Here is a 24,410-nt window from a genome sequence, read left to right as displayed (position 1 = left end):
CCTTCAGTCCGCCATGCGGGCCGCGTAAGCGGTGACCTCCATGGGGGTTTCGTATTCGACGAAGTCGGGGGTCGTCCACTCCTCGAGCATGTCCTGCTCCTCTCTGCGGGGGTGATCGTCGCCACCCTAGGAGCGCGCGGAGCGGACTGACCAGCGAGTTCGGAAAGATTCCTTCCGATGGGGGAGCGGGAGTGTCGGTGAGCGGGCTACCGCACCGCGGCTTCGAGCTCCACCAAGGCCGTGTCGAGGTGTGTCAGGATCCGCTGCAGGTGCGGGACGCTGCGGCGGCAGCCGGTGACGCCGAAGTCGAGGTTGTCGCCGTTGCTGGTCAGCGTGATGTTCACGGCCTGGCCGTCGAGCAGCACCGACGCTGGGTAGATGCCGTCGAGCTGGGCGCCGTTCCAGTACATCTGCTTGCGCGGGCCGGGCACGTTCGAGATCACCAAGTTGAACGGCGGCCGGGTGTTCTTGACGACGCCCGGGATCGGGGAGACGCCGAGCTGCGCGACGTTAACGGCCGATAACAACAGCGTCTGCAACGGCGTCAGCTCCGAGAACAGCCGCTTGCCGTTGCGCATCGACTGGTGGATCGTGACGAGCCGCTTGCCCGCGTCCGGCAGGTCGGTGGCCAGGTTGCACAGCAGCGCGCCGATGTTGTTGCCCGCCGCCTCGCCGGGGTCGTTCTGGCGGCGCAGCGACACCGGCACCATCGCGATCAACGGCGCGTCCGGCAGCGCGCGCTGCTCGATGAGATAGTCCCGCAGCGCACCCGAACACATCGCGAGCACGACATCGTTGCGCGACACCCCGGCGGCCGTCGCCACCTGCCGGACGCGGTCCAGCGACCACGACTGCGCCGCGAACCGCCGCGCGCCGCCGATCGGCACGTTGAGCATCGTCTTCGGCGCCTGCCCCGGCAGCGTTAGCGTGTGTTCACCGAACGCCTCGCGCGCCACCTTCAGCGCGGCCGGCGCCAGGCTCGCGAGCTGGTTGGCCGTCTTGCTCGCGGTCTGCAGGAACGACCGCGGCCGCTTCGCGCGTTCTTCGCCGGGCTTGCGCCGGCTGCCCCACCACGGCGGGCAATCCAGGTCCGCGGGGTCGTCCGAGAGCGTGCCCTGCAGCTGGCGCAGCGCCGAGACGCCGTCCATCAGCGCGTGGTGGACCTTGGTGTAGACGGCGAACCGGCCGTCGGCGAGGCCCTCGATGAGGTGGGTCTCCCAGAGCGGCCGGTGCCGGTCGAGCAGGGTGCTGTGCCAGCGTGACGTCAGCTCCAGCAGCTCGCGGACACGGCCCGGCCGCGGCAGCGCCGAGTGCCGGAAGTGGTAGTCGAGCTCGAGATCGGCGTCGTTCGCCCAGACCACGTGGCCCATGGTGTTCACCGGCCTGGCCGGGCGGCGCCGGAACACCGAGCGCATGTTCTCCGACTCCAGCAGCGAAGTGCGGATGTCTCGCAGGTACTCCGGGCCGGCGCCGTCGGGTTTCTTGAACAGCTGCAGCCCGCCCACGTGCATCGGATGCTCGCGCGTTTCGACCAGGAGGAACATCGAGTCGGTCACGGGCATCATCGCCATGGGACATCACCTTCCGCGCTCGGCACGCCGACTCTACGCGCTCGGCGTCCGCGGGTGGATCACGTTCTACTCTGGCGAGTATGACCGTCCGCGGCGCCGAGGAAACGGCCGTGCCACAGATGGCCGAATGCGTCGTGATCGGCGGTGGAGTGATCGGCGTGAGCTGTGCTTTCCGGCTCGCCGAGGCCGGCGTCGACGTGCTGCTGATCGAGCGCGGCGAGCTCGGCGGCGGCTCGACGGCGAAGGCCGCGGGCGGCATCCGGTCGTCGTTCACCACCCGCGTCAACGTCGAGCTGGGACTGCGCGGGCTCGCCGCGTACAGCGCTTTCTCCCGCGACTTCGGCGTCGAGATCGACTTCCGGCGTGACGGCTACTTGTACCTGCTCACCGACCCGGCGGACGTGCCCGCAATCGGACATTGCGCGGAGCTGCAGCGCGAGTACGGCGTCCGCAGCCACCTCCTCGATCCCGCCGAAGCCAAGGCCGTGCTCCCGCTGCTCCGGACGGACGACGTCGTCGCCGTGCTCTGGTCGCCGGACGACGCGAAGGCGACGCCGGACGCCGTCGTCCAGGGCTACGCGAGAGCGGCCCGCGCGCACGGTGCGAAGCTGCGCACCGGCGTCGAGGTCACCGGGCTCGAGCGCGACGGCGACACGCTAACCGGCGTTAACACGACGGCGGGGTCCGTGCGGACCGGCGCGGTGGTGTGCGCGGCCGGCGCGTGGTCGGGCCGGATCGGCGAGCTGGCCGGGCTGGACCTGCCGGTGCGCCCGTTCCGGCGGCAGGTCGTGTTCACCGGGCCGGTGCCCGGGCTGCCGGAATCGGTTCCGCTGACCATCGAGATGCCCTCGGCGTTCTACTGCCACCGCGAGGGTCCCGGGCTGGCGATGTCGTTCAGCGAGGACGACGGCTTCCCGGGCTTCGGCACGCGGTACGAGCCCGGCGAATGGCTGCCGCGGCTGGCCGAGCTGGCGGCCCGCCGGATCCCGGCCGTGCTCGACGCCGGCATCCGCACGGCCTGGGCCGGGTTGTACGAAATGACGCCGGACCGCAACCAGATCATCGGGGAAAGCGTCCTGTTGTCGCGGTTCTTCTACGCGACCGGCTTCTCGGGGCACGGCTTCCAGATGGGCCCGGCCGCCGGCGAGCTGATCCGGGACCTCTACCTGGGCCGACAGCCGGTAGTGGATATCGCCGAGCTCGACGTCCGCCGGTTCGCCGCGGGCACGACGAGCGCCGAGCACAATATCGTCTAAGGGCTGATTGCCAGATCGTTCAACGATCTGGCAGTATTCGGGTCGTGGCTGTGAGTGGTGCTCGGGAGCTGGTGGACGCGCTGGAAGCGCTCGGGACGGAGATCGTCTTCGGCCTCCCCGGGGTGCACAACCTGCCGTTGTGGGAGGCACTGGGCGAGACCGGCATCAAGCTCGTCGGGGTCCGGCACGAGCAGACCGCCGGGTACGCCGCCGACGGCTACGCGCGCGCCACCGGCAGGCTCGGCGTCGCCCTCGTGACCACCGGTCCGGGCGCCGCGAACACCCTCGGCGCGGTCGGCGAGGCCATGGCGTCCGCCGCGCCGGTGCTGGTCATCGCCACCGACATCCCGTCGACGTTGCGCCGTCCCGGTGTCGTCCGCGGTGTGCTGCACGAGACCTCCGACCAGCAGGCGATGTTCGCGCCGGTGACCAAGGGCGGCTTCACGGTGCGGGCCGCCGACCAGGTCGGCACGACCCTGCACCGCGCGGCGCGGCTCGCGCTGCAGCCACAGAGCGGTCCGGTCTACCTCGGCGTGCCCACCGACTACCTGCGCGAGAGCGTGCCGCACCGCCATCCGCCCGCGCCGCACCGCAAGCCCGATGTCGACGTCCCCGACCTCGCGCGGGCCGAGGCGATGCTGTCCGACGCGCGGCAGCCGTTGATCTGGGCCGGTGGCGGCGCGCTGCGCTCCGGGGCGGGCGACGCGATCGGCGCCCTCGCGGAGAAGCTCGCCGCGCCGGTGATCACCACGTTCGCCGCCCGCGGGCTGCTCCCGCTCGACCACCCGTGCCTGGCGCCGAACCCGGTGCACACGCCGGAGGTCGGCGAGCTGTGGGACGAAGCCGACGTCGTGCTCGCCATCGGCACCGACTTCGACGGCCTGATGACGCAGAACTGGCGGATGCCCAAGCCGCCCGAGCTCATCGCGATCAACGTCGACGCCGACGACGCCGCCAAGAACTACCAGCCCGACCTGACGCTCGTCGGTGACGCGCGCTCGATCGTCGAGCGGCTGCTGCCGAAGCAACGACCGGGCCTCGACGACATCACCCTGCGGCTGGCCGGCATCGGTCGGCGCGTGCGCCAGCGGATCCGCGACGAGGAGCCGCAGGCCTACGACTTCCTGTCCACTTTGGACGAAGTGCTGCCGACGGACGCGGTGCTCGTGTCCGACATGTGCGTCGCCGGCTACTGGGTCGGCGGCTTCCACCGGGTGCGGGCGCCGCGCAAGCTCGCCTACCCGATGGGCTGGGGCACGCTCGGCTACGGCTTCCCGGCGTCGCTCGGCGCGGCCGCGGCCGGCACCGGGCGCGCGATCTGCATCACCGGCGACGGCGGATTCCTCTACGGCTGCGGTGACCTGGCGACGCTCGCGCAGGAGCAGCTGCCGGTCACTGTCGTCCTCGTCGACGACGGCGGCTACGGGATGCTGCGCTACGACCAGGACCGCGAGGGCCTCCCGCACCGCGGGGTCGACTGGGACAGCCCGGACTTCGTCGGCCTGGCCCGGTCGTTCGGAGTGCACGCCGACCGCGTCTCCGGGTTCGGGCGGGCGTTCCGCCGGCTGCTCGGCGAGTTCGTCGAGTCGGACGAGCCGAACGTGCTGGTCGTGAAGGCCAAGCTGAAACCGCCGCTGAACACCTCGCCGCGGTGGTACCGGACATGAGGATCGGCGTCGACATCGGCGGCACGTTCACCGACCTCTGCGCTGTGGACGAAACAGGGATCGTCGCCGTCCACAAGATCCTGACCACGCACGACGAGCCCGCGCGTGCGGTCGAAGAGGGCTTGGCCGCGCTGCTCACGGACGTCGTGGCGGTCGAGCAGGTGGTGCACGGGACGACGTTGGTCACGAACGCGTTGATCGAGCGCAAGGGCTCACGGACCGCGCTGCTCGCGACCGCCGGGTTCCGCGACGTCCTGGAAATGCGCCGCGAGCACCGGTACGAGCTGTACGACCTGCACCTGGAACTGCCCGCGCCGCTGGTGCCGCGGCACCTGCGGTTCGACGTCCCGGAGCGGATCCTCGCCGACGGGTCCGTCCACACCGGACTCGACGAGGACTACGTCGCCAGGCTCGGACGGGAACTGGCGGACCGCGGGATCGAGGCCGTCGCGGTCTGCTTCCTGCACTCCTTCACCAATCCGGCGCACGAGCGGCGCGTCGCGGAAATCCTCGCCGAGGCCGCGCCCGGCCTGCGGGTCGCGCTGTCCTCCGACGTCGTGCCGGAGATCCGCGAGTTCGAGCGCGCGTCGACCACGGTCGCCAACGTCTACGTCCAGGACCTCACCGAGCGGTACCTGCGCGACCTCGAACAGCGGCTGCGCCGGCTGGGGATCACGCGCGCGCCGCACATCATGCTCTCCAACGGCGGTCTGGCCACAGTGGACACTGCTGCCCGGTACCCGATCAGGATCCTCGAGTCCGGACCGGCGGGCGGGGCGCTGGCGGCGGCCGCGATCGGGCCACCGGACCTGCTGGCCTTCGACATGGGCGGAACCACCGCGAAGCTGTGCCTGATCGCCGGGGGCGAGCCGCTGGTCACCCACCAGTTCGAAGTGGACCGCAAGTACCGGCTGCTGCCCGGCTCCGGGCTGCCGGTGCGGGTGCCGGTCACCGACATGATCGAGATCGGCGTCGGCGGTGGGTCGATCGCCCGCATCGACGCGCTGGGACTGCTGACCGTCGGACCCGACTCGGCGGGATCCGAGCCCGGCCCGGTCTGCTACGGCCGCGGCGGCACCGAGCCCACGGTCACCGACGCCGACCTCGTGCTCGGCTACCTCGACCCCGGCTACTTCCTGGGCGGCGCGATGCGCCTGGACGAAGAGGCCGCGCGCGCTGTCATCCGGGACAGGATCGCCGAGCCGCTGGGCGTGAGCGTCGAAGAGGCCGCCTGGGGCATCCACACCAGCGTCAACGAGGACATGGCCAACGCCGCGCGCGTCCACGCCGTCGAACGGGGTCAGGATCCGGCGAAGCTGCCGATGTACACCTTCGGCGGCGCCGGTCCGGTGCACGGCGCCGGTGTCGCGCGGGCGCTCGGAGCGCCGTCCGTCGTCGCACCGCCCGCCGCCGGGGTGCTCAGCGCCGCGGGCTTCCTCACCGCACCGCTGGCGTTCGACTTCGTGCGGTCGGCCCGCGCGGCCGTCCACGACCTGGCCTGGGAGCAGGTCGACGCGCTGTTCGCCGAGATGGAAGCCGAAGGCGCGGCGCTGCTGGCGAAGTCCGGGGTTTCGGAGGTGACGCACCGGCGCATCGCCGAGATGCGGTACGCCGGGCAGGGCTACGAAATCCGCGTCCCGGTCCGCGGCGGCAGCTGGCCCGATGCCCTGCTCGACGAGTTCACCCGCACCTACCGCGCGCTGTACCGGCGGACCGGGCCCGAGGTCGGCGTCGAGGTGCTGAACTGGCGGGTCGTCTCGAGCGGGCCGAAACCGGTCGTGACTCTGCGGCTGACCTCGGCGAACGCGTCCGGAGACGCGGGCAAGGGGACCCGCAAGGCCTACTTCCCGTCGGCCGGGGGATTTGTCGACACGGCGATCTTCGACCGGTACCGGCTCGAGCCGGGTGTTCGCGTGAGCGGGCCCGCCGTCGTGGAGGAACGCGAGTCCACTGTGGTCATCCCGCCGGGCGCGCACTGCGTCGTCCGGTCCGACGGGGCGTTGGAGGTGACGGTGTGAGTGCCGACCCCATCCTCGTCGGGCTGTTCGGCAACCGGCTGCACTCGATCCTCGCCGAACAGCAGAACGCGCTGGTCAACACGGCCTTCTCCGCCGTGGTGCGTGAATCGCTCGACTTGGCGTGCGCGGTGTTCGACTCGCGCGGCGAGATGATCGGCCAGTCCGTCGGCGGCACGCCCGGCCACATCAACGCGATGGCGACCGGCATGCACCACTTCGTCGCCGCGTACCCGCCGGAGACGCTCGAACCCGGGGACGTGCTGCTGACCAACGATCCGTGGCAGACCGCCGGGCAGATCAACGACATCACGGTGGCGACACCGGTGTTCCGGCACGGCAGGCTGGTCGCGTGGTTCGCGTCGTGCTGCCACGCGCCCGACATCGGCGGCCGGCTGGTGTCGGCCGAGGCCCACGAGGTCTTCGAAGAAGGCCTGCGGCTGCCGATCCTGAAGTTCCTGCGCGCGGGCGAGGTCAACGGCGATCTGGAACGGCTGATCCGGGCGAACGTCCGGACCCCGGAGGAGACCATCGGCGACCTGTACGCGCAGGTCACCGGCAACGAGGTCGGCGCGGCGAGCCTGCTGCGCCTGCTGGACGAGTTCGGCCTCGACAGCCTCGACGACATCGCCGCCGAGATCATGAACCGGTCCGAAAAGGCCCTGCGCGACGCGCTGCGCGAGCTTCCGGACGGGACGTACCGGAACGAGATCGCCACCGACGGCTTCGACGACGAAGAGATCGTCCTGCGCGTCACGGCCACTGTGGACGGTGACGAGATCCACCTCGACTTCGCGGGCTCGTCGCCGCAGAGCCGGCGCGGGATCAACGTCGTCCTGAACTACACGCGGGCGTACGCGTCGTTCGCCGTCAAGGCGGCGATCTCGCCGGAGGTGCCGCACAACGCCGGGTCGTTCCGGCCGGTGCACGTCACCGCGCCCGAGGGCTCGGTGCTGAACTGCCTGCCGCCCGCGCCGGTCGCGTCCCGGCACCTGATCGGGCACTTCCTGCCGTCCCTGCTGATCGGCGCCCTGCCGGAGGCGGCGATCGCGCCGAGCGCGGACGCGCTGTGGATGACCATCTGGCGCGGGCCCGGGTTCATGCTCAACGTCTTCCAGACCGGCGGCACGGGGGCGCGTTCGGACAAGGACGGCCTGAACACCACGGGATTCCCGAGTGGACTGCGCTCGACGCCGACCGAGGTGATCGAGACCATGGCGCCGCTGGTCCAGCGGACGCGCGAACTACGCGTGGACTCCGGCGGGGCCGGACGGTGGCGTGGTGGCCTCGGCCAGGTGACGTCGGTGGCCCTCCGCGGCTCGGACCCGTGGAGTGCCAACGGAAACGTGGACCGGGTGCGCGCCGCCGCGTCCGGTGTGGACGGTGGGCAGTCCGGTGCGGCCGGCCGGTTCGGCCTGTGCGGCGGGGCGGACCTGCCCATGAAGAGCCGTGTGACGCTGACGCCCGAGTCCGTTGTGGACGTCACGTTGCCCGGCGGTGGTGGGTACGGGCCGCCGCTCGAGCGGCCGGTGGCGGCGGTGCTCGCCGACGTCGTCGAGGGCTACGTCTCGGCAGAAGCGGCGCGCGAGGTGTACGGCGTCGAAGTGCGGTACCTCGGGCAGCCGGACGCGCTCGTCCGGCTGCCCGAGGACTACGTGGTGGACGAAGAGCAGACAGCGCGACTGAGAGCAGGGCAGTGAACATGGGTCGGTTGGCCGGTAAAGTGGCGGTCGTCTTCGGTGGCGCGCGGGGCATCGGCCTCGCCACGGTGAAGGAGTTCCTCGCCGAAGGCGCGACGGTGTTCGCTTCCGACATCCGTGAGCCCGCCGAAGAGATACCCGGCTACTCCATTGTGGACGCCACGGACGAAGGTCAGGTCGGCGCGTTCGTCGACGGCGTCATCGCCGAGGCCGGTCACATCGACGTGCTGTTCAACAACGTCGGCATCCACCTCGGAAAGTCCCTTGTGGACACGACGCTGGCCGAGTTCGACAACATCTTCGCGCTCAACGTGCGCGCCGCCTTCCTCGGTACGCGCGCGGTCCTGCCGCACATGATCGAGCGGAAAGCGGGCAGCATCATCACGACGTCGTCGAACGGCGGCGTGATGGGCCGCCCCGGCGACCCGGTGTACAACGCCACCAAGCACGCGCTGGTCGGGCTGATGAAGTCGATCGCCGTCGGGCACGCGCACCAGGGCATCCGCGCCAACACGGTGAACCCGGGCGCGATCGACACCGACATGCTGCGCGGCACCCTCGCGTCGCCGGAGGAGTTCGAGACCAAGCAGCACCAGCTCGTCGCCAGCACGCCCGCGGCACGCGTCGGCGAGGCATGGGAGGTCGCGAAGGCCGTGGTGTTCCTGGCGAGCGACGAGTCGCGGTTCGTCAACGGCGTCGTGCTGCCGATCGACGGCGCGAAGGCCGCGGGCGCGATGCCGGGTCACCGCTACAGCCTCGATTTCGAGCTCGGCGTCAGGTAGCGCCGTGACCGTCGATGCCTCGGGGCTGGAGAGCGAGCGACACCAGCTCGAACGCAGCGGCACGGCCGAGCGGGTCGCGGCGATCCTGCGCCAGTACGTCACCGACGGCGTCTTCGCCCCCGGTGAACGGCTTTCGGAACCGGTGATCAGCTCGGCGCTCGGCGTATCACGCAACACCCTGCGCGAGTCGTTCCAGCTGCTGGCCCACGAACGGCTGGCCGTGCACGAGCTGAACCGCGGCGTGTTCGTCCGTGAACTGACCACGGAGGACATCGCGGACCTCTACGTCGTCCGCCGCGCCACCGAATGCGGCGCCCTGCGCCGGGCGGCCGAGTTGTCCACTGTGGATCTGTCCGGAGTGGAGCAGGCGCTTCGCGACGGCCGGCTGGCGGCGGCTGCCGAGAACTGGCCCGCGGTCGGCACCGCCAGCATCCACTTCCACCAGGCCCTCGCGGACCTGGCCGGCAGCGAACGCCTCTCCGCGACGATGCGCCAGGTGCTCGCCGAAACGCGGCTGTTCTTCGTGCTGAACGAGAACACGCGGGAGTTCTACGAGCCGTTCCTCCGCTGCCACGAGGAAATCCTGCGCGACCTGCGCCGCGGCCGGTTCGACGTCGCGGAGGCGGCGCTGGACCGCTACCTTCGCGAGGCCGAAGCCCGGCTGCTGGAACTCAGCGCAACCCGGACCGGGAGAGCGGAGTGACCTCGATGCCTGCCGGCCGTACCGGATTCCGCCCGCTGGACGGGATCAAGGTCGTCGACCTGTCGCGCATCCTCGCCGGGCCGTACTGCACCCAGTACCTCGGCGAGATGGGCGCGGACGTGGTGAAGGTCGAGCCGCCCGGGCACGGCGACGACACCCGCGGCTGGGGACCGCCGTTCGTCGGCGGCGAGGCCGTCTACTACCTGGCCGCCAACCGGAACAAGCGCGGGATCGTCCTCGACCTGAAGAGCGGCCGCGGGCGCGAAGCCCTCCGGCGGCTGGTCGCGGACGCCGACGTGCTCGTCGAGAACTTCCGGCCGGGCACGCTCGAGAAGTGGGGGATCGGGTACGACGCGCTGTCTTCGCTCAACCCCCGGCTGATCCACGTGTCGATCACCGGGTTCGGGCAGACCGGGCCGTACCGCGACCGCGCGGGCTACGACCTGGTCGCGCAGGCGCTCGGCGGCGTGATGTCGCTGACCGGCGAGCCCGACGGCGCGCCGGCGAAGGTCGGGCTGCCGGTGGCGGACCTGAACGCCGGGACGTGGGCGATCATCGCGGTGCTGATGGCGCTGCAGGCCCGGCACACGACGGGCCGCGGCCAGTATCTCGACGTGTCCCTTTTGGACAGTCAGCTGGCGTGGCACGTCTATGCGGCGGGTGCGCACTTCTACGACACGCCGCGGCCGCGCCGGATGGGCTCGGCGCACCCGAGCATCGTGCCGTACCAGGCGTACCCCGTCTCCGACGGCTGGCTGATCATCGCGGTCGGCAGCGAAAAGCTGTGGCAGGCATTCTGCGGGGTGCTCGGCCTGGACATCGCTACGGACCCGCGGTTTTCGTCGAACGCGTTGCGAGCGGCCCACCGCGACGAGCTGAACTCGCTGCTCGAACCAGTGCTGCTGACGCGCGCGGCGGCGGACTGGACGAAGGACTTCGACGCGGCGGGCATCCCGGCGGCCCCGATCAACGAGATCGACGACGTCTACGCGGACCCGTGGACGGCCGCGCGTGAGCAGGTGGTGCGGCTGCCGCACCCGACGGTCGGGACGTACGTGGGCACGGGCTTCCCGGTGAAGGCGTCGGACACCCCGGCGGGGCCGACGTCGGCCCCGCCGACGCTGGGCCAGCACACCGCGGAAGTCCTCGCGGAGCTGGGCTACTCCGCCGGGGAGATCGCCGAGTTCCTGGACTGACCGGCCGGTCCGGATCCGCGAACTGTGCACGATGGAGTGTTCGCGCTTCCCGCTCCGCCCTGGTAGGGATGGGGGCAGGACTTAGGGAGGACCGATGGCAGCACAGCACGCCCTCTGGCACCCGTTCGCCGACATGGGCGCGGTCGACGGCGACCGGATGGTCATCACCCGCGGCGAGGGCTCGTACGTCTGGGACGACGCGGGCCGCCGGTACTTCGACGCGACCGCGTCGCTCTGGTACGCGAACTTCGGCCACGGGCGCCCGGAAATCACCGAAGCCGTCGCCCGGCAGCTGCGGACTCTCGACTCGTACAACCTGTTCGGCTACAACGCGAACCAGCCGGCGATCGAGCTGGCCGACCGCGTCGCCGAGCTGGCGCCGGAGCCGGGGTCGAAGGTGTTCTTCGGCTCGGGCGGCGGCGACGTCATCGACACGGCGGTGAAGCTCGCCCGGGCGTACTTCGCGCACACCGGCCGTCCGGAGAAGGTGCACGTGATCGGCCGGGCGCAGGGCTACCACGGCACGCACGGCTTCGGCACGGCGGTCGGCGGCATCCCGGCGAACACGGCGGGCTTCGGCCCGCAGCCGCCGGACTTCTCGCACGTCCCGTACGACAACGCGGCGGCGCTGGAGGCGGAGATCCAGCGGGTCGGCGCGGCTCGCGTCGCGGCGTTCTTCTGCGAGCCGGTGATCGGCGCGGGCGGCGTGCTGCTGCCGCCGGAGGGGTACCTCGAAGAGGTGGCGGCGATCTGCCGCCGCCACGACGTGCTGTTCGTGGCGGACTGCGTGATCGCGGCGTGGGGCAGGCTCGGCACGTGGTTCGGCATCGACCGCTGGCCGGTCCGGCCGGACCTGATCACGACGGCGAAGGGCATCACCGGCGGCACGATCCCGCTGGGCGCGCTGATCGTGGCACCGCGGGTGGCCGAACCGTTCTTCACGGGGGCGCCGGGAGCGCCGATCTTCCGCCACGGCGCGACGTACGCGGGCCACCCGGTGGCGTGCGCGGCGGGCCTGGCGACCCTGGACATCTACGAGCGCGACGGGCTGATTCCCCGCGGCCGGGAACTGGAGAAACCCCTGGCCGACGCGGTGTCGGGAGCGGCTGAGCACGCGCTGGTGGCGGAGGTCCGCGCGGGTCTGGGCTTCCTGGCGGCGGTGGAGCTGACGGCGGAGGTCATGGCCGCCGACCCGGGTGCGCCGGTGAAGCTGCAGCGGGCCTGCCGGGACGAGGGCGTGATCGTGCGCAACCTGGGGCGCGGTGTCGCGGTGTCACCGCCGTTGGTCGCGGCGGAGCCGGAGCTGGATCTGCTGGCGTCGGCACTGCCGAAGGCGTTGGACCGGCTCGCGGCGCAGATTTGACGCGGTGAACGACTCTTTCCTGTCCTCCGACGGCAGGAAAGAGTCGTTCACGCCCGCGTGACTGGCGCCGGGTCTCGCGTGATCGGGCCCGGGTCTCGCGTGATTGGAACCGGATCTCGCGTGATCGAGCCCGGATCTCACCTCGGCGAGCCGGCGGCGACCCCCAGCCCGCCGCCGGCTCGCCGGTGTCTCAGGAGATGCGTCTCAGGAGATGCAGAACTCGTTGCCTTCCGGGTCCGCCATCGTCACCCAGCTGTGTGGTCCCTGCTTGCCGCGATGAAGGAACTCGGCGCCGCGCGACGTCAGCTTCGCCAGCGTCGCCTCGACGTTGTCCGCGCCGACCCACACGTCGATGTGCATCCTGTTCTTCACCGTCTTCGGCTCGGGAACCTCCTGGAAGAGGATCCGCCGCGGTGGGCCGTCCGGTGGTGAGTCCGGGTGGCGGATCGCCGCCCCGGCTCTCCAGACCAGCGCACCGCGATGGGTCCGGGTTTCCTCTTCCTTCGCGTATCCCTTCGCGATCATCTCGCGGATGAAGTCCTCGTCCGTCGGTTCCACCGGCCAGCCGAGCGTTTCGGCCCACCAGTCCGCGAGCACGTGCGGGTCGGCCGTGTCCACCACTACCTGGAAGTCATGCGCCATACCGGCACGTTAACGACCGAGTCCGACATTTTCCGCAGCATCGGGTCCTCGGGCACGACCGTGAAGCGCCACTTGTCCACGCCGCCGCCCATGATCTCGGCGTAGCGGCGCGCGCCGTCGGCGTTGGCGAAACGGACCTGCTGGCCGTTCGTCAGGTGGGTGATCTTGACCGCCACAACAACCTCCCGAAGTCTGTGGGGCCGGCCCGCGGAGCTTCCCCCTCCGGGACCGGCTCGCACAGTAGAACACATGTTCGACTGCTCGCGCCACCCTCTCCCCCGGGTAGGGGAGCGAGAAGTAAAACCGCAGGTCAGAGTGGTCGAATCATGGCGACACGCGGCCAGGTGTCCAGGCCGCGGGCGGCTTCGGTGCGGCGGATCGCCCGCAGCCCGTCGCCGAGTTCCGCCTCCGGCAGGACCCGGAACCGCAGCCGCTCGTAGTACGGCGCGTTCCACGGCACGGCCGCGAACGTCGTCAGCGTCAACGCCGGCAGCCCGCGAGAACGAGCCCAGTCGGTGAGCGTCTCGATCAGCGCGCTGCCCAGCCCGCGCCGTGCGTGCGACGGCCGCACCGAGACCTGTTCGATGTGCGCGTGCCCGTCGACGACCTCCGCGACCAGGTAGGCCACCGGCCGGTCGCCGGAGTCGACGCTCACCCACGCGCGCCCGTCGGACTGGTACCCCGCCAGTTCGGCCACCGAGCCGGGGTCGTCGTCGGCGATCGCCGCCATGCCGACGTCGCGGAAGAGCGCGCCCGCCTCGCGTTCGACGTCGATCAGCGCGGGCAGGTCGTCGGGGCGCGCGAGCCGGATCACCCGGGCAGTTCTACGCGCCCCGGCGGCGGTTTCACAGCGAATAAGAGGAAATCGTCCGCTGGATGCGGATCGCGTACTCCTGCAGGGCGGTGATCGCGATCTGCCGGGCCTCTTCGGTGATCCGGGCGGCCGGGCCCGCCATGCTCAGCACGGTCGGCCGCCTGCCGATCGTCGGCACCGGCACCGAACAGGCCCAGACGCCTTCGTCGATCTCCCCGGAACTGACCGCGAACCGGTTCTCGAGCGCGTGCTTCAGCTCGTCGCGCACGGCGGTGCCGTACCGGTCCACGATCGACGTCAGCCGCCGTTCGCGTTCCAGCTCGGGCAGCAGCGCGAGCAGCATCTTGCCGGACGCGCCGAGGCCGAGCGGGATCGAATGGCCGGGCTCGAACGTGAACCGCATGGCGCGGTCGCACTCGACGCGGTCCGCGCACACGGCGGTGTCGCCGAACTGCTGGAACAGCATCACCGTCTCGCCGAGCTCCCGTGCGGCTTCCTCCATCGACGGCCTCGCCAGCCGCACCAGGTCGTTGGCCAGCTGCGCGGCCCGCGCCAGCGGCATCACCTGGCTGGTCAGGTGGTAGTGCCCCGCCCGGCCCTCCTCGAGCAGCTGCAGCTCCTTGAGCAGGGCCACGTAGCGGTAGGTCGTCGCGACCGGGCTGCCGATCGTCGCGGCGAGCTCGGCGACGCTGGCCTCCCACCGGCGCTCCGAAAAGGCCAGCAGCAGCTGGAGGACCTTGCGGGAACTGCTGGCACCCGGGGTACGGCGCGGGGAAGTGGTGGCGGAACCGTCGACGGCACTGACGGCAGGCGTCATCATGACCTCTCGGTGAGACAAAAACGACCTTCGCTATCACACGGGGTGAATAAATTAGCACGTTGTGTGAAAGAAAGGCCAGCAATCCCCGGTGGCGACCCCAGGAAAGGGGCCGCCACCGGAGACGGCGTCACATCGTGAGGAACTCGCCGGGTTTCGTCACCACGGGTGACTCGACGTAGAGCCCGCGGTACTCGTCCTGGATCCCCGAGTTGTGCACCTGCAGCGCGAGCGGGCCGACGCGTCCGGCGGTCTTGTCGGTGAACTGCAGCACTTCGACGCCCTTGCACGTCGCGGCCGTTCCCGTGAGCGGGCAGCACGCCATCCGGGCGACGCCGGTGGTCATGTCGCCGATCAGCTCGCACTGCGCCCACTTCTTGATGTCGATCTTGGTGTGGGACAGTTGCTTGAACAGTTTCCCGCCACCGTCGTTGTGGCCCGGCCGGTAGTCCCAGTGCCCGCCGTTGGGCGGCTGGAACTGGATGGCGCTCAGCGCGTCACGGATCGGGTCGGTGGTGCCCCAGATCAGCACGGTCGGTTTGTGGTTGCCCTTGACCTGCCGGACATTGAATATCCACCGAAACGTGCCGACCTGCTGTTTGTTGTAGTACAACCAGCCGCGGGCGGTGCCGTTTCCGTGGATGACCCCGTTCTTCGCCGACCACAAACCCGGTTTCGACGACGTCCACGGGCTCAGGTCGGTTCCGTCGAACATCGAGACCAGGTTGGGGTCGCCGTAGGGGTTTTCCGCGGCTGCCGCGGTGGGCGCCAGGGCTGATGCCACGACGATTCCCGCGGCCAGCACACCGAAGAGCTTCCGGAACATCTTGCCGTCCTCTCGTGAACGCGAACTGCGGTCGAGGTTTCGGACGGCGTAATGCACGCTATGAGCCGCGCCGGTGAAACGTCAACCGCGGTCCCGCTCACCGGTCAGGAACGGCGTCAGCAGGCCCGGAACGGCCCGATCGGCGAGGGCCAGCCCGTCGCTCTCGCCGACGTCGAGCACCAGGTACTTGCCCTTGCCCGCGGCCACCGGCGCGATCACCGTGACCAGCCCGGCCCGGCGCTGGAAGTACGAGCGTTCGACGACGACCCCGGTCAGCCCGTCGCAGCGCACCGCCGCCGTGCCGCGGTCGAGCGAGCCCGAGCGCGTCACCAGGTAGCGGCCGGTGAAGGCGTGCCCGAGGCCGCGGTAGCGGTCCCAGCCGACGAGCGCGGCGAACGGCACCAGCCCGAGCGCGGCCTGCCACGGCCAGTCGGGGAGCGCGCCGAGCCACGCCAGCCCGTAGAGCGCGGCGGCGAGCAGCAGCACGCCGAGGACGGCCCGCGACAGCCGCCGGTACAGCGCCCGGCGCGGGTGGCGCGTGAGCGGCGTCGCGACCGGGTCCTCGCCGAGCACGTCCGCGACGACTTCGTGCGCCCGCGCGAGCGGGGCGGGCGGCAGCAGCAGGCCGCCGCCCTTGTCCGCGCCCTTGCCTTCGCGCAGCCCGCCGGCGATGGCGACGCAGCGGGCGCCGCCGGCCAGCCGCAGCGGCAGCGGCTCGCGGATTTCGGCGCCGCGCAGGCGGTCCTCCTCGATCGACACCGACCGGGTGGTGATCAGCCCGCGCCGGATGTGCAGCGTGCCGGCGGGCTCGCGGGTGAGCCGGAAGTTCCAGAACGACAGCACGTACCCGCCGATCGACAGCAGCGAGACGAGCACCAGCAGCCCGGCGGCGGCCAGCACCAGGCTCACCCAGGCCGGCGTGTCGGCGAAGTGCCCGACGACCGTCTGGACCAGCGAGAACTGGATCGGGTCGAAGTGCAGCTCGTGCGCGAAGTGGTAGACGGTGCCGACGGTGGCGCCGACCACGGCCAGCCCGGACAGCGTGAACGGCGCGTACCGCAGCCACCGCTTGTCGACCGCGGCGATCAGCTGTTCCGGCGGCGCGGCGGCGGTCTCCGTCGCCACGGCCTCGGCTTTGCGGTGCAGCAGGAGTGTCCGCAGCCGCTGGGCCTCGGCGGTGGTGACGGCGTCCAGGACGAGCTCGTCCTTGCCCGGCCCCTTGCCGTGCGAGTGCCGCCCGGTGCCGATCCGCGCGGCGGCGAGGGAGAACAGCCGGTGCTTCGGCTCGGAAGTGACGTCGACCGTGCGGATCCGGTCGCGCGGGATGGCCCGCTGCTTGCGCAGCAGCAGCCCGGTGTGCCACTCGACCTGGGCCTCGGTGATCCGGTAGCGCGAGGTCAGCACGTGCGAGACACCGGTGAACACGGCGACCGCGGTGAAGACGAGGCCGATCCACTGCCACGGCTCGCCGTGGCCGAACAGCAGCGCGCCCAGCAGCACCGGCAGCGACTTCACCAGGTCCAGCACGGGCCGGATGAGCAGCATGCGCCGGTCGAGGTGGTGCCACGGCGCGTCCTGCGTGCCTTCGGCGGGCGGGGTCACGGCAGCTTGGGCTGTGTTTTCTGCCGCCTCCGCGGGAGAGAGTGCGTCGGCGGGGCTCACGTCGCGTCTCCGCGCACGGCCTGGGTCGTCTTCGTCAGCTCGTCGGCCAGCTCCAGCGCCCGGTCGTGCGTCAAGCCCGAGATGCGCAGCGGGCCCGCCGCGGACGCCGTCGTGACGGTGATCTTCGCCAGCCCGAACAGCTGCTCGAACGGGTCGCGCTCGATGTCGACGGTCTGGATCCGCGAGACCGGCGCGATCCGCCACTGCTGCTTCAGCCAGCCCGCCTGCGTGTAGACGGCCTCGCCGGTGACTTCCCAGCGGTGCACGCGGTAGCGCCACTGGGGCATGACGATCAGGTGCAGCGGGCCGAGCACGCAGGAGATCACCAGCGTGACGGCGAAGAAGGACGGTGGTTCGTCGCTGGTCACCACGATGACCGTCTGCACGCCGATCAGCAGGACCCAGAAGATCGCGGCGGTCACCGTCCAGTAGCCGATGGCCCGGCGGCTGACCCGGTGCGCCGGCGGCCGCAGCCGCAGCGCCGTGTTCGTGGTGTGTTCGCTCACGGCACAAGCCTGCCCGATCGGCGGCTTGCGTGCCCACGACATGTGTCACGATGGCGATCCAGTCCAGCTTCGATGGCCTGCCGTTACGATCTGCGACACCGACGGTGGAATGGATTCCCGGTCGGGCTGTGTTGTGCTTGAAGCATCGATGTATCGGCTGTGACAACCGGGGCTCCGCCCCGGGCCGGGGGCTCTGCCACCCGGACCCCCCAAAAGAATGCGAGCAGGAGGACCCGGTGGGACTCGATCCCGACGACCTGTACGAGGTGGATTCGGACGTCCCGGACCTCACCGGGGCGGTGCTGATGCACCACTTCGACGGGTTCATGGACGCCGGCTCGGCGGGCCGTCTGCTGGCCGAGCACCTGCTGGGCGGCGAGCACCGGGTGATCGCCCGGTTCGACGTCGACCGGCTCATCGACTACCGCTCGCGCCGGCCGACGATGACCTACGCGGTCGACCACTGGGAAGACTACGACGCGCCGGAACTCGTCGTGCACCTGCTGCACGACGGTGACGGGACGCCGTTCCTGCTGCTGTCCGGCCCGGAGCCGGACCACGACTGGGAGCGGTTCTGCCGCGCGGTCCGCAACCTCGTCGAGCGCTGGGGCGTCCGGCTGACCGCCGGGTTCCACGGCATCCCGATGGGGGCACCGCACACACGCCCGCTCGGCGTCACCGCGCACGCCACGCGCAAGGACCTGGTCGGCGACCACCAGCCGCTGCCGAACCGGCTGCAGGTGCCGGGCAGCCTGGCCGCGCTGCTGGAGTACCGGCTCGGCGAGTGGGGCCACGACGCCGCCGGCTTCGCCGCGCACGTGCCGCACTACCTCGCGCAGTCCACGTACCCGGCCGCGTCGCTGATCGTGCTGGACGCGCTGAGCCGCGCGACCGGGCTGAGCCTGGCCGAGGGCGAGCTGCGCGCGGCCGCGGAGCTGGCCGACGCCGAAATCAACCGCCAGGTCGCGGAGTCCGACGAGATCGCCGACGTCGTCCGCGCGCTGGAACGGCAGTACGACACGTTCATCGAAGCCTCCGAGCGGGGCAGCCTCCTGGCGGAGTCGGTCGAGCACATGCCGACCGCGGAGGAGCTCGGCTCGCAGTTCGAGCGATTCCTCGCGGAGCAGAACGGGGATGAGCGCTGACGGCACGCTACGACGAGATCGGCGTCGGCTACACGCTGGGGAGGCGTACGGACCCGCGATGGCTCGCGCCGGTGCTCGAGGCGCTGGGTGACGCGGGCACGGTGGTCGACGTCGGGTCCGGGACCGGGTCGTACGAGCCGCACGGGCGGCGGGTCGCCGCCGTCGAGCCGTCGATGGAGATGATCCGGCAACGCCGTCCCGGCGCCGCGCCGGTGGTGCGCGCGGTCGCGGAGGCGTTGCCGTTCGCTGCCGCGACGTTCGACGCCGCGCTGGCGGTGCTGACCGTGCACCACTGGCCGGACTGGCGCCGCGGCCTCGCCGAGCTGCGCCGGGTCGCGCGCCGTCAGGTCGTCCTGGCCTACGACACCCGGCTGCACAACGACTTCTGGCTGGTGCGTGAGTACGTTCCGGAGGTGGCTTCGCTGGAACAGTCGCGTCCTTCGGCCCCGGAGATCGCGGAGGCGCTCGGGGCGTCGTCGATGATCGAGCTGCCGGTGCCGTGGGACTTCACCGACGGCGTCTTCCCCGCGTACTGGCGGCGTCCCGAGGCCTACCTCGACCCGGCCGTGCGCCGGTCGTGCTCGGCGCTCGCGCAGACGGCGCCGGCCGCGGTGGACCGCGGGATGGCCCGGCTGCGAGCCGACCTGGAGTCGGGGCGCTGGCACGCCGAGCACGCGGACCTGCTGGACCGCCCGGAGTGGGACGCGGGCTTCCGGCTCATCGTGGCCTAACGTCGCGGCGGCGAGGGCGAAGGTCCTGAATGACTCATTCAGGTCTTCGGAGGTCTTGAATGGGTCATTCAAGACTTTGGGGACCGGGCCCGTGCCGTCGTGGTGCGGGCCGGGCGTTCCGGCGCCACCTGCCGCTGCGATCTGTACACAGTGGACGGTCAGGGGGAGACGACCCTGTGTGCCGCCGCCCAGGGGAGTGCCAGGCTGATCAGCCGTGGCAGCCCTCCTCGTTGAGCGGCCCGAACGACGGCAGGAGGAGCCCGCACAGGTAGCCGTCGATCCACCGGCCGCTGCCGGCGATGTTCGTGCCGAGCCGGACCAGCGGCGCGAACGCCCTGATGCCGGCGGCCATGGCGTCCTGGTTGCGCTGCAGCATCGACGTCAGCTGGTCGAGCTGGGTGAGCAGCGGGCCGATCCGCGTGTCGTTGTCGCTGATCAGCCCGGACAGCTCGGTCGCGAGCTGTCGTGAGCCGTCGAGCAGCGCGCTGATCGCCGTTTCGCGGTTGCTCACTTCGGCGAGCAGCTGGTTGCCGTCGGCCAAGAGCTGCCGGACGGCCGCGTCACGGTCGACAAGCGTCTGGGAGACAACCCGCGTGTTGCCCAGCAGCGTGGCGAGCTGGTGGTCACGGGTGGCGAGCGTGTCCGACAGCCGGGACAGCCCCGTGAGCGCGGCGCGGACGCTCCTCGGTGTGTTCGCCAGCGTCGCGGACAGCGTGTCGAAGCTCTTCGCCAGCTGGGCGGTGTCGATCCGGTCCACAGTGGACGACAGCTCGCCGAACGCCGCGAGGACGTCGTAGGGGACGCTGGTGCGTACCCGCGGGATCGGCTTCGCCGGGTCGAGCGTCCCGTCGCCCCGCGGGTCCAGGGTGAGGTACTTCTGGCCCAGCACGGTCTTCAGCCGGATCGCCGCGCCCGTCGCGTCGCCCAGCCACGCACCCTTGACCTTGAACGAAACCAGCACGTGGTCCCCGCTCAGCCGGATGTCCGAGACGCGGCCGACCTCGACGCCGGCGACCCGGACGTCGTTGCCCTCGATCAGCCCGGCCGTCTCGCCGAACTCGGCGGAATAGGTCGTCCCGTCGCCGATCACCGGAAGGGACCGCGCGTTGAGCGCGGTGAGCACGCCGAGGGCCAGCACGGCCAGGCCGACGAGCGCCGTCCTGACCGGGGCATCGGCGGCCCGACGTATTGACATGGCGTCAAGAGTGACGCACCTCACGTCGGGCCGCCAGCCGGATCCCCCGATGAGACGAAGATCGGGCCTCACGCGGCGGTGAGCGCGGGGTACTCGCGGTACTCGAGCGCGTTGGCCGCCCGGTCGGTCATCTTGAGGAAGATGCTGCCGAACAGCCGCGTGTTCAGCATCCGGTAGGCGCGGTTGCGATTGCGGATCTTCGCGGCCGTGCGCGGCGCGAGGAAGTTGCCGGCGCCCTTGCCGTTCTTCTGCCCGACCGTGGCCGGCTTGCGCAGCCGCGCCTCGTACTTCGCGAACGCTGTCACGTGGTCGCCGCCGACCGCCGCGAGCTCGCCGGCCAGCACCTGGGCACCCATCATCGCGAGCCCGGTGCCGGAGCCGCCGGGCCCGGCGCACCAGGCGGCGTCGCCGAGCAGCACGACCCGGCCCTTCGCCCAGCGGTCGAGGTGGATCTGGCTGATCGAGTCGACGTAGAGGTCGTCGGCCGTGGGCAGCGCCTCGAGGAATTTCGGCGTCTCCCAGCCGGTGTCCGCGAACAACCCCGCGAGGAGCGCGCGCTGTTCGGCCGGCTTGCGGGGGAACTCCACGCCGTCCGCGGCGAAGACCAAGCCGACGTGCAGGCGGTCCGGCAGCCGGTGGCTGCCCACGCTCAGGCCCCGGCCGGGCTCGTTGTACATCACGCTCGTGTGGTCCAGGCCCAGGTGGTTGGGCGCGGTGAACCCGGCGATGCCGAAGCCCAGGTCGCGCCGGAAGTCCCGTTCCGGCCCGAAGGCGGCGGCCCGCACACCGGAGTGCACGCCGTCGGCCCCGACGACCAGGTCGAACTTCCGCGGCGCGCCGTGGCGGAAGGTGACTTCGACGCCGTCCGCCGTCTCGGTGAGGCCCGTGACGCGGTCGCCGAAGACGTATTCGGTGTGACCGGCGGTGTGCTCGTACAGGATCCGCGCGAGGTCGCCGCGCAGGATCTCGACCTCCCCGCTCCAGGCGGCGCCGGGCACGGTCAGCGCGGGCCGCGCGTCGAGGCCGAGGACGGTCTGGTCACCCATCGCCGTCTCGTACCGGCGGACCTCGTCGAGGATGCCCATGGCGGCCAGCAGCTTCACCTGTTCGCCGCGGAAGTCGACGGCCTGGCCGCCGGGCCGCAGGCCCGGCGCGGTCTCGACGACGGTCACGCGGTAGCCGACGCGGTGCAGCCAGTGGGCCGCGGACGGGCCGGCGATGCCGGCCCCGGACACGAGCACGGTCTTGGTGGTCATCTTCAGTTCCTCTCGGGTCGGTGTGCTGACCCGAGGCTGCCCACGGCCGCTGACGGTCCCCGCACCATCCGCTGACGGCTCGGCCAGTGGTGCGCGGTTGCAGTCGCTAACATGACCCGCGTGGACCGTTCCGCCGCAGGCCGGATCCAGGAAGACGGCGAGGAGATCGTCGAGGCGCGCATCTTGGCTGCCGCCGCGCACCTCATCGCCGACGAAGGGTTCGGCAGGCTGAAGATCGGGGCCGTCTGCGCCCGGTCCGGCTACGCGCGGTCCGTGATCTTCCAGCACTTCGGTGACAAGGACGGGCTCGGGCAGCGGCTGGTCGAGCACGCCGTCGAAGAGTTCACCAACGCCTACAGCGAAGCGGTGGCGGCCCGGACGGGGTCGGCCACCGCGACGCCGATGGACATGCTGCGCGCGCTCCTGGACATCATCTTCGAGCTGATCCGCACGATGCCGACGCTCAACAAGGCGTTCCTCGCCCTCTGGGGCGACGCGGCGGCGGGGTACTCGGCCCTGCGCGGCGCGCTGACGGAGGCCGACCGCCGGTTCCGGTTCGCCATCGCCCAGACCGTGGCCAGCGGCGTCGCGGACGGGTCGATCACCGGTGTCCACGACCCCGATTCCTACGCCTCGGCACTGCTCGCGCAGCTGCGCGGGATCTCGATGGAGGCGCTGATCGACCCCGACGGCGTCGACCTGCGCGGGCTCCGCGCCGAACTGGAGCGCAGCGTCGACCGGCTGTCCGCGGGCTTCCGCGGCTCGCTTTAAAGGGCGTAGACGATCCCCCGCAGCACGATCACCCCGATGAAGACCAGCGTGAAGGCCAGATCGAGCGAAATCCCGCCGATCCGCACCGGCCGCACGACCCGCCGGACCGGCCCGATCACCGGCTCGGTGGCGGCGTAGGCCAGGCCGCGGGCGCGCCGCGCCCACGGCGGGGTGTCGGCCACCATCCCGACCCAGTCCAGCACCATCCGCGCGATCAGCACGAGCAGGTACAGGCTCAGCGCGAACCCCAGCAGTGTCCCCAAGGCACCCATGATCCCTCCGTTCTCCTACCTCGAGAACGCACGGGCGGCGCGAGGAGTGCCAGTTCTGTCCGGTTCACAGCATTTCAACAGGATCGAGCGCGCACAGCCCGCGGGCCGCGCGTCGGCGGGCGACGACTCGGCGGCGCTGGGCCCCGCGGTGAACAACGCGTTCACAGAGCTACTGCGGGAAGGGCCGGATCACCGCGCGTCGTGAGGCCGGTGTGTCGAATGGGGGATCGGGCCTGAATGAACGCCGTGCGTGGACCGGTCCACGCGACCGGTCCACGCCCGAAGTCAGGTCAGGGTCAGGGTCAGGGTCAGGGTCAGGGTCAGCCGAAGGTCACCACGAGCCGGCCGTCCGAGGCGAAGGACCACTTCATCGTCCCGGCGTACGACGAGCACCGGGACCCGTTCTTGCCGGTCCAGAACTGGTCCGAGCTGTCGACGCTGCCGGTGGTCTTGTCGTTCGAGCCGCCACTGGCGAAGCGGCACGACGTGTCGTTGCGGAACACCGAGGTGCCGGTGTCGAAGGAGAAGTTGCGTTCGGCGTTGTCGACGGCGACGTTGTCCGAAACGGACATCGTCCCGGGATTGCTGTTGTAGGTGAACCCGTGGTGGCCGTTGCGGTAGGCGATGTCGCGCCGGACGATGTGGTTGACCGCGATCTTGTCGCCGCCGAGCTTGTAGCCGTTGCGGTCGCCGTTCTTGTTGACGGTGCCGTTGCTGAGGGTGCCGTTGGCGTAGGAAAGGGAGTCCTCGATGGTCACCGGGCCGATGGGGCCGGTGTCCGTTTTGGTGAACAGGTCCCAGCCGTCGTCGATGTTGTTGTGGGAGACGTCGTAGCGGAAGACGTTCCCGGGGCCGGCGGTGAGTTTCGCGGCGAATCCGTCGGCGTCCTCGCCGTCGGAGTCGGCGTTGTCGTGGGATTCGGAGCTCACGACGAGGTTGTTCGACGGCCACTGGTCCTTCGGCGTGCTCGACGCGATGCGCGAAATCTGCAGCCCGGAATCGCGGTTGAAGCGGGTCACCACGCGTTCGACGACGTTGTTGCTCCCGCCGACGAAGATCCCGTTGTCCCCGGCGCGTTCGACGACGATGCCGGCGACGCGCCAGTACGACCCGTTGAGGGCGAGACCGCGGTTGGCCGGATCTTCCTTCATGGCCGAGAAGTTCAGCACGGGCGTCTCGCCCGGATAGGCGGACAGCGTCTTGCGCGCACTGGACGTGCCGCTGTTGGTCGGCGCAATGGTGACTGTCTGGGCGTAGGAATAGGTACCGCCCCGCAGCGAGATGGTGCCGCCGGAGCCGACGCGGGTGAGGGCCGAGGGCAGGGTGGTGGGATCCGCCTGCGTGCCGGCGGCGGAGTCCTTGCCGTTGGGGGCCACGTAGAGAGTGGTGGCCGCGGCGGCCGACGGCGGTGCCAGCGCAGCCACCGTCACCAGCGCGGCAGCTGCTGTAAGCGCTTTCTTGATGCTTCCGTACGAACTCATTGCGCGCCTCCTTGCGGGCAAGAATTGCGGAACACCGAA

The 24,410-nt window shown here is 71.0% G+C and carries 24 protein-coding genes; 11 read left to right on the top strand and 13 right to left on the bottom strand.

The genetic code is table 11. The features are described from left to right. Positions 1–3: 3 nt before the first annotated feature. Both pqqA and A3CE_RS0115645 read right to left on the bottom strand, forming a co-directional pair. Positions 4–90 carry a pyrroloquinoline quinone precursor peptide PqqA gene (gene pqqA / locus A3CE_RS51165; protein ID WP_043790872.1) on the bottom strand — a complete coding sequence of 29 codons (87 nt, stop codon included), beginning with the start codon at positions 88–90 and terminating at the stop codon, positions 4–6. A gap of 116 nt (positions 91–206) precedes the next feature. Then, a complete protein-coding gene (locus A3CE_RS0115645) occupies positions 207–1,571 on the bottom strand; it encodes a WS/DGAT/MGAT family O-acyltransferase (RefSeq protein ID WP_020641036.1) in 1,365 nt (454 codons plus the stop codon). An 80-nt stretch (positions 1,572–1,651) separates the two neighbouring features. On the opposite strand from A3CE_RS0115645, the gene A3CE_RS0115640 reads away from it, so the two are divergent. From A3CE_RS0115640 to A3CE_RS0115605, 8 genes are all read left to right on the top strand, one after another. After that, entirely contained in the window at positions 1,652–2,827 is a 1,176-nt protein-coding gene (locus tag A3CE_RS0115640; RefSeq protein ID WP_020641035.1) for an NAD(P)/FAD-dependent oxidoreductase, read from the top strand. Between the two features lie 71 nt (positions 2,828–2,898). Then, positions 2,899–4,494, top strand: a complete 1,596-nt coding sequence (locus tag A3CE_RS0115635; protein ID WP_020641034.1) for a thiamine pyrophosphate-binding protein — start codon at positions 2,899–2,901, stop codon at positions 4,492–4,494. Then, positions 4,491–6,512 (top strand): hydantoinase/oxoprolinase family protein, encoded by a 2,022-nt coding sequence (locus A3CE_RS0115630; protein WP_020641033.1) that lies wholly within the window; start codon positions 4,491–4,493, stop codon positions 6,510–6,512. The genes A3CE_RS0115635 and A3CE_RS0115630 overlap by 4 nt, the downstream gene beginning before the upstream one ends. Continuing rightward, a complete protein-coding gene (locus tag A3CE_RS0115625) occupies positions 6,509–8,209 on the top strand; it encodes a hydantoinase B/oxoprolinase family protein (RefSeq protein ID WP_020641032.1) in 1,701 nt (566 codons plus the stop codon). The genes A3CE_RS0115630 and A3CE_RS0115625 overlap by 4 nt, the downstream gene beginning before the upstream one ends. 2 nt (positions 8,210–8,211) lie before the next feature. Then, positions 8,212–8,991 carry an SDR family NAD(P)-dependent oxidoreductase gene (locus tag A3CE_RS0115620; RefSeq protein WP_026468516.1) on the top strand — a complete coding sequence of 260 codons (780 nt, stop codon included), beginning with the start codon at positions 8,212–8,214 and terminating at the stop codon, positions 8,989–8,991. Between the two features lie 4 nt (positions 8,992–8,995). Further along, positions 8,996–9,694 carry a GntR family transcriptional regulator gene (locus tag A3CE_RS0115615; RefSeq protein ID WP_020641030.1) on the top strand — a complete coding sequence of 233 codons (699 nt, stop codon included), beginning with the start codon at positions 8,996–8,998 and terminating at the stop codon, positions 9,692–9,694. A gap of 5 nt (positions 9,695–9,699) precedes the next feature. Beyond that, positions 9,700–10,890, top strand: coding sequence for a CaiB/BaiF CoA transferase family protein (locus tag A3CE_RS0115610; protein WP_026468515.1), 1,191 nt, complete (start codon positions 9,700–9,702; stop codon positions 10,888–10,890). 94 nt (positions 10,891–10,984) lie between these two features. Continuing rightward, the gene (locus A3CE_RS0115605) at positions 10,985–12,253 is read left to right on the top strand and encodes an aminotransferase family protein (RefSeq protein ID WP_020641028.1); all 1,269 of its coding nucleotides are present in this window, start codon (positions 10,985–10,987) and stop codon (positions 12,251–12,253) included. A gap of 204 nt (positions 12,254–12,457) precedes the next feature. Here the strand turns inward: A3CE_RS0115605 and A3CE_RS0115600 are convergent, their stop codons facing one another. The 7 genes from A3CE_RS0115600 to A3CE_RS0115570 all read right to left on the bottom strand — a co-directional run bounded on the left by A3CE_RS0115600 (position 12,458) and on the right by A3CE_RS0115570 (position 17,562). Continuing rightward, positions 12,458–12,895: a VOC family protein gene (locus tag A3CE_RS0115600; protein ID WP_026468514.1), complete on the bottom strand. Its 438-nt coding sequence runs from the start codon at positions 12,893–12,895 to the stop codon at positions 12,458–12,460. Next, positions 12,874–13,071 (bottom strand): hypothetical protein, encoded by a 198-nt coding sequence (locus A3CE_RS0115595; protein ID WP_004561810.1) that lies wholly within the window; start codon positions 13,069–13,071, stop codon positions 12,874–12,876. The genes A3CE_RS0115600 and A3CE_RS0115595 overlap by 22 nt, the downstream gene beginning before the upstream one ends. 134 nt (positions 13,072–13,205) lie before the next feature. Beyond that, the gene (locus A3CE_RS0115590; protein ID WP_260473721.1) at positions 13,206–13,751 is read right to left on the bottom strand and encodes a GNAT family N-acetyltransferase; all 546 of its coding nucleotides are present in this window, start codon (positions 13,749–13,751) and stop codon (positions 13,206–13,208) included. Continuing rightward, entirely contained in the window at positions 13,741–14,526 is a 786-nt protein-coding gene (locus A3CE_RS0115585; protein WP_026468513.1) for an IclR family transcriptional regulator, read from the bottom strand. Before A3CE_RS0115585 ends, A3CE_RS0115590 begins: the two co-directional genes overlap by 11 nt. Before the next feature lie 130 nt (positions 14,527–14,656). Further along, positions 14,657–15,352 (bottom strand): 3-keto-alpha-glucoside-1,2-lyase-like domain-containing protein, encoded by a 696-nt coding sequence (locus tag A3CE_RS0115580; protein WP_020641024.1) that lies wholly within the window; start codon positions 15,350–15,352, stop codon positions 14,657–14,659. An 81-nt stretch (positions 15,353–15,433) separates the two neighbouring features. Further along, positions 15,434–16,954 (bottom strand): PH domain-containing protein, encoded by a 1,521-nt coding sequence (locus A3CE_RS0115575; protein ID WP_020641023.1) that lies wholly within the window; start codon positions 16,952–16,954, stop codon positions 15,434–15,436. 56 nt (positions 16,955–17,010) lie between these two features. Further along, positions 17,011–17,562 carry a PH domain-containing protein gene (locus A3CE_RS0115570; RefSeq protein WP_020641022.1) on the bottom strand — a complete coding sequence of 184 codons (552 nt, stop codon included), beginning with the start codon at positions 17,560–17,562 and terminating at the stop codon, positions 17,011–17,013. A gap of 194 nt (positions 17,563–17,756) precedes the next feature. Here A3CE_RS0115570 and A3CE_RS0115565 point away from each other — a divergent pair, with 194 nt between their 5' ends. After that, a complete protein-coding gene (locus tag A3CE_RS0115565; RefSeq protein WP_020641021.1) occupies positions 17,757–18,665 on the top strand; it encodes a proteasome assembly chaperone family protein in 909 nt (302 codons plus the stop codon). Beyond that, a complete protein-coding gene (locus A3CE_RS0115560) occupies positions 18,662–19,396 on the top strand; it encodes a class I SAM-dependent methyltransferase (protein ID WP_026468510.1) in 735 nt (244 codons plus the stop codon). The genes A3CE_RS0115565 and A3CE_RS0115560 overlap by 4 nt, the downstream gene beginning before the upstream one ends. A gap of 208 nt (positions 19,397–19,604) precedes the next feature. Here A3CE_RS0115560 and A3CE_RS0115555 read toward each other — a convergent pair whose 3' ends face one another. After that, positions 19,605–20,591 carry an MCE family protein gene (locus A3CE_RS0115555; protein WP_026468509.1) on the bottom strand — a complete coding sequence of 329 codons (987 nt, stop codon included), beginning with the start codon at positions 20,589–20,591 and terminating at the stop codon, positions 19,605–19,607. 68 nt (positions 20,592–20,659) lie between these two features. Next, positions 20,660–21,847, bottom strand: a complete 1,188-nt coding sequence (locus tag A3CE_RS0115550) for an FAD-dependent monooxygenase (RefSeq protein WP_020641018.1) — start codon at positions 21,845–21,847, stop codon at positions 20,660–20,662. A gap of 111 nt (positions 21,848–21,958) precedes the next feature. Here A3CE_RS0115550 and A3CE_RS0115545 point away from each other — a divergent pair, with 111 nt between their 5' ends. Beyond that, complete coding sequence (locus A3CE_RS0115545; RefSeq protein WP_020641017.1) at positions 21,959–22,618, top strand: TetR/AcrR family transcriptional regulator; 660 nt, start codon at positions 21,959–21,961, stop codon at positions 22,616–22,618. On the opposite strand, the gene A3CE_RS0115540 is transcribed toward A3CE_RS0115545, so the two are convergent. After that, entirely contained in the window at positions 22,615–22,890 is a 276-nt protein-coding gene (locus A3CE_RS0115540) for a YggT family protein (RefSeq protein ID WP_020641016.1), read from the bottom strand. The two genes, A3CE_RS0115545 and A3CE_RS0115540, sit on opposite strands and share 4 nt — an antisense overlap. 320 nt (positions 22,891–23,210) lie before the next feature. Further along, positions 23,211–24,371, bottom strand: a complete 1,161-nt coding sequence (locus A3CE_RS0115535) for a right-handed parallel beta-helix repeat-containing protein (protein WP_020641015.1) — start codon at positions 24,369–24,371, stop codon at positions 23,211–23,213. Positions 24,372–24,410 lie beyond the last annotated feature (39 nt).

Origin of the sequence: Amycolatopsis balhimycina FH 1894, from assembly GCF_000384295.1 — a bacterium.
Lineage (GTDB): Bacteria > Actinomycetota > Actinomycetes > Mycobacteriales > Pseudonocardiaceae > Amycolatopsis > Amycolatopsis balhimycina.
This window is presented reverse-complemented; position numbering and strand designations above follow the sequence as displayed.

Excerpts from the sequence above, each read along its gene's own strand:
- A3CE_RS0115610 (WP_026468515.1), top strand. The coding sequence starts at position 9,700 with ATGCCTGCCGGCCGTACCGGATTCCGCCCGCTGGACGGGATCAAGGTC.
- A3CE_RS0115580 (WP_020641024.1), bottom strand. The coding sequence starts at position 15,352 with ATGTTCCGGAAGCTCTTCGGTGTGCTGGCCGCGGGAATCGTCGTGGCA.
- A3CE_RS0115555 (WP_026468509.1), bottom strand. The coding sequence starts at position 20,591 with ATGTCAATACGTCGGGCCGCCGATGCCCCGGTCAGGACGGCGCTCGTC.
- A3CE_RS0115640 (WP_020641035.1), top strand. The coding sequence starts at position 1,652 with ATGACCGTCCGCGGCGCCGAGGAAACGGCCGTGCCACAGATGGCCGAA.
- A3CE_RS0115550 (WP_020641018.1), bottom strand. The coding sequence starts at position 21,847 with ATGACCACCAAGACCGTGCTCGTGTCCGGGGCCGGCATCGCCGGCCCG.
- A3CE_RS0115570 (WP_020641022.1), bottom strand. The coding sequence starts at position 17,562 with ATGTCGTGGGCACGCAAGCCGCCGATCGGGCAGGCTTGTGCCGTGAGC.
- A3CE_RS0115630 (WP_020641033.1), top strand. The coding sequence starts at position 4,491 with ATGAGGATCGGCGTCGACATCGGCGGCACGTTCACCGACCTCTGCGCT.
- A3CE_RS0115585 (WP_026468513.1), bottom strand. The coding sequence starts at position 14,526 with ATGACGCCTGCCGTCAGTGCCGTCGACGGTTCCGCCACCACTTCCCCG.
- A3CE_RS0115645 (WP_020641036.1), bottom strand. The coding sequence starts at position 1,571 with ATGGCGATGATGCCCGTGACCGACTCGATGTTCCTCCTGGTCGAAACG.
- A3CE_RS0115540 (WP_020641016.1), bottom strand. The coding sequence starts at position 22,890 with ATGGGTGCCTTGGGGACACTGCTGGGGTTCGCGCTGAGCCTGTACCTG.
- pqqA (WP_043790872.1), bottom strand. The coding sequence starts at position 90 with ATGCTCGAGGAGTGGACGACCCCCGACTTCGTCGAATACGAAACCCCC.
- A3CE_RS0115600 (WP_026468514.1), bottom strand. The coding sequence starts at position 12,895 with ATGGCGCATGACTTCCAGGTAGTGGTGGACACGGCCGACCCGCACGTG.
- A3CE_RS0115535 (WP_020641015.1), bottom strand. The coding sequence starts at position 24,371 with ATGAGTTCGTACGGAAGCATCAAGAAAGCGCTTACAGCAGCTGCCGCG.
- A3CE_RS0115545 (WP_020641017.1), top strand. The coding sequence starts at position 21,959 with ATGACCCGCGTGGACCGTTCCGCCGCAGGCCGGATCCAGGAAGACGGC.
- A3CE_RS0115605 (WP_020641028.1), top strand. The coding sequence starts at position 10,985 with ATGGCAGCACAGCACGCCCTCTGGCACCCGTTCGCCGACATGGGCGCG.
- A3CE_RS0115620 (WP_026468516.1), top strand. The coding sequence starts at position 8,212 with ATGGGTCGGTTGGCCGGTAAAGTGGCGGTCGTCTTCGGTGGCGCGCGG.